At 51.9% G+C, this 3,882-nt stretch carries 1 protein-coding gene; it reads right to left on the bottom strand.

All coding sequences use genetic code 11. The features are described from left to right. The coding region (locus tag B3D59_RS11940; RefSeq protein ID WP_286820029.1) for an acyltransferase domain-containing protein at nucleotides 1–3,882 on the bottom strand (3,882 nt) is incomplete at both ends.

Below are 3,882 nucleotides of genomic sequence, written 5' to 3'. Positions count from 1 at the left end.
CCTGCTTGACCGTGTCAATGCCCAGATCCGCTTCCAGATCCAGATCAGGTTCCAGCATATCACGGGTGTATCCGGTCTGGTTGGCGATCAGGTCGGTGATTTGACCTAAAACATCTGTGGCCGCTGATTTCACCGCAACTTTTGGGGAGTGTTCCACCTGGACAGATACCGGTTGTTCGGGTTCATCGTGGCCCTTTGATGTCCCGACTTCAGGGGCAGCAGGTTTGGCCGCCCCACTGCCTTTATCCTCTATCTTTCCCTGGGCAATTGCCCCTGTGCGTTGATCCTTGGGGAAAACGCACAGGGTTTTATTTGTGACGCCCAGCATGGGTTCTGTGCTGCCGGTGATCCGGGTCAGCCACGCATGGTAGGCCGGATTATTCTCCACGCCGGCTTCCTCAAGCCGGTCTACCATTAAAAATGCAAAATGGGATCCGAACCCGGCGCTGAAATGCAGCCCAAAGCGGTAGTCGCCATTCCCGGACTGTGTAAAGTTCAAATCTGAAAATTCGGCAGGCACATGGTCCAGGTTGGCCACAGGCGGAAACTTCTTTTTCTGCAGGCCTTTGACCAGTATGGCATCCTCAACGCCCGCGCCCAGGGTGTGGCCTGTATATCCCTTGGTGTTGGTGATTGTGATCTGCTTGTAATCATCTGGGAACGCCGATTTTAACGCCTCCACTTCAGCCGAGGCACTACCGCCCCTGGCCGGTGTAAAGGTCTCGTGGGACATAAATACCAGTTGCCCGGCCATATCCCTGCGGGATATGCCGTTTTGCCTTTCCACCTGGCCCACGAATTTATTGAGTTCACCGGAAAGGTGGCCCACATCAATACGGGAGGGATGGAATGCGCTGTTTCCGATATAGGAGCCCAAGATCCGGGCCTGGCCGTTCAACCCCCTGCGTTTCAGGGTGTCTTCGCGTTCCACAACGATCCCCACGGCACCGGAACCTAAAATTGTGCCGTTTCTGTCCTCATCAAAGGGCTTGGCAGCGTCTGAAACCACTTCCTTGCTGGTGGCAGCGCCCATGGCCAGAAATCCTGACCCCACCCACGGCATCTGGGCCTCACTTGTGGCCGCTTCTCCGCCGATGACGATCACTCTGTCGCACCGGGCGCTTCGAATCCAGTCCTGTGCCACGCCAATGGCCTGGGTGGCGGATGCACACGCCCCGCTCAGATGAATATTGGGGCCTTTTGCCCGGATGAGCTGGGCAAAATGTGCACCGCCTAAGGAGACGATATCAAAGAGGATATTACGTTCAAATTTATACTGGCCGTATACTTTGCGTCGCTCACGTATCTTGAAAAACCAGTTCGTGATCACATCCTTCATATCCCTGTCCGACAGATTCTCCATCAGGTGATAATAGATGTTTTCCAGCTCTTCATAGGGTTTGACGTAAAACTTGTTGTAGTAATACGCATTGAGATGGTGCAGCAGAGTTTCAAAACCAGGAAAAATACCTGTCATGATCACGCCGGTTGTATCCTGCATCTCTTGGGGCAATACCAGTCCGTCCGGGATGCGACTGCCGGTGGAGGTTTTTTTATACCCTTGGACCAGGGGGATATTGGCGTCTTTCAGCACTTCAAGTCCTGCGGCCATGGCCAGTTCATCCACAAGGTCAAACTTGCGACTGATGCCGTATTCCGTAGACAGATCAAAATACCCCAGTTTCCCGGCCAGTTGGATCACATCCTTAGTGCTCACAATATCCACAAACCGGGCATTGCCATTGGGTTCCTTGTAAACCCGGGTAATATTCATGTCGACGATTCTATGTTTCTCTTCCTCGGTCAGGGGTTCAATGAAATTATTCCCGGCCAGAATACGGTCAAAGTTTTTATCATTGAATACCTGGTGTCCTTTACCGGGCAGGCCCACGGAAACACCGGCGATACAGACAGAACCGGTATACAGGCCTAAATTTTCAACGGCAGCCAAGGCATTTTTCTGCTGAAACGCTTCATATTCACGCTGAAGCGCTTCCTGAACCAAAGTTTTGTTCTGCTCTAAAAAGGTGTTGAACGATATATCTTTGTTCATTACTTCTTTTGGGGCGTCTGTTTTTTCCAGGCCCTTGGTTTTCAAATCCTTATTATTCAGCTCTTTAGGTTCAAAGTTCATTCGCTCCAGGGGAGCCGATTCGCTTGCCTGGGCAATCTCTTTTGCCTTGGGTGCGATAAACCGCTCTGCGGCCAGGTTGAAACTTTCAAGTTCTCCTTTTTTAGCATCTGCCGTGGGCATGGATTCCGGTTCCTCAATGGAGATGTTTTTCAACAGGTTGCACAACAGCCGACCCGGTCCGATTTCAATAAACCTTTTGCACCCCTGTGCATGAACGCCTTTTACGGATTCTACAAATTCCACAGGGGAGACGATCTGGCGCGCCAGGTGTGTCCGGATCATCTGTTCATCTGCAGGATAAGGTCTGGCGGTCAGATTTGAGATGATTTTATGGGCGTTTTTAAGATTAAATTTTACCGATTCAAGCGTCTTGGCCATATTGGCTGCTGCAGATTCCAGCAACGGGGTGTGGAAGGCTGCGGACAGGGCCAGTTTTTTATGGAAAATGTCTTTATCTTTAAGATGGGCGCAAAAAAGGTCTATGCCCTTTGTTGTTCCGGCAATGGCGGTCTGTTTTTCACTGTTTTTGTTGACCAGCCAGATATCGTCAACACCGGATTCCGAAATCATCTCCTGGGCAGCTTTTTCCCCGTCAAAAACCACCATGATCCCGCCGGGGTTTTCTTTTGATGCCCGGGCCATGAAATCAGCCCTGGAAATCACAAGGTTCATGGCTGTGCTGAAATCAATCAAGCCTGCGCAGTACAGGGCTGAATATTCCCCTACACTGTGGCCGATATAAAAATCAGGCTCAAAACCTTTAAGGCTTAAGGCATGATAGATAGCCGCCGTGGACAGAAAAATGGCGGGCTGGGTGTTTTCCGTTTGGTTTAACGGAGTACCGCCGGTGTTCATGAGCTCCAGCAGGGATGTTCCACGACGCTCCTGGAAGATGGTTTCTCCCTGATCCATCACGGCTTTTATTTCAGGAACAGCCTGATAAAGGGCGTTCAGCATGCCTGCAGACTGCGCACCCTGGCCCGAAAGCAGGGCTGTGACCGCCAGGGGCCGGACCTTGTCCGGCCAGACACCGGGGGTGACTGCGGCCTGCGCCACAGAAACGTAAGCCTTTTTGGACTGCAGGAACCGGGGCAGCCGGCCAATGATCACATGGCCGTGGTTGCCGCCGATACCGTTGACATCAGCCCCTAAGAGTGCGCCGTCCGCCAGCGGTGTTATCTCTTTTACCGGGTGCAGCAGACTGTTCTTTTCTATGAGTGTCGAGTGGGGCCTGTAGCCGTGGGTGGGCAGTAACACCCCTTTCTCCGACATCATCAAAAGCCTTGCCATGACTACGGCGGGATTGGCTGCTTTAAAGTACCCGAACTCGGTTTTGATATTGCCGTATCCCACGGGATGGTTCAGGCTTTTTTCAATGGCCTGTTTTTCAACCAGATCCAGGAACGGGTTGGACACACCAAATACATCCAGATATGCCAGATGGGGTTTCCTGGTTTTAAATACCCCGGTGTCATTTGAGATCACCTTTTCATATTTGTTTTCAGAAGGAGAAAGCAAATGCTCAGGCGCGCTTGCCGCCATGTTCAGGCATTTTAATTCACCCAGAATAGGCATATCATTCTGTTTGGCATATTTATAGGTGGTTACGACCAGGCAGGCCGCCCCCTCGCCCATGACATATCCGTTGGCATCATTGTCAAACAGGCTGGGTTCCGTTTCCGCCAGAATACCCAGGCGTTTGAATGCCAGCAGCACCCCGGGATACAGGTTGGTGTCCACCCCCCCGG

This window comes from Desulfobacter sp. UBA2225, assembly GCF_002348205.1.
GTDB classification, from domain to species: domain Bacteria; phylum Desulfobacterota; class Desulfobacteria; order Desulfobacterales; family Desulfobacteraceae; genus Desulfobacter; species Desulfobacter postgatei.
The sequence above is the reverse complement of the archived record's forward strand: the minus strand, read 5'-3'. Positions and strand labels throughout refer to the sequence as shown.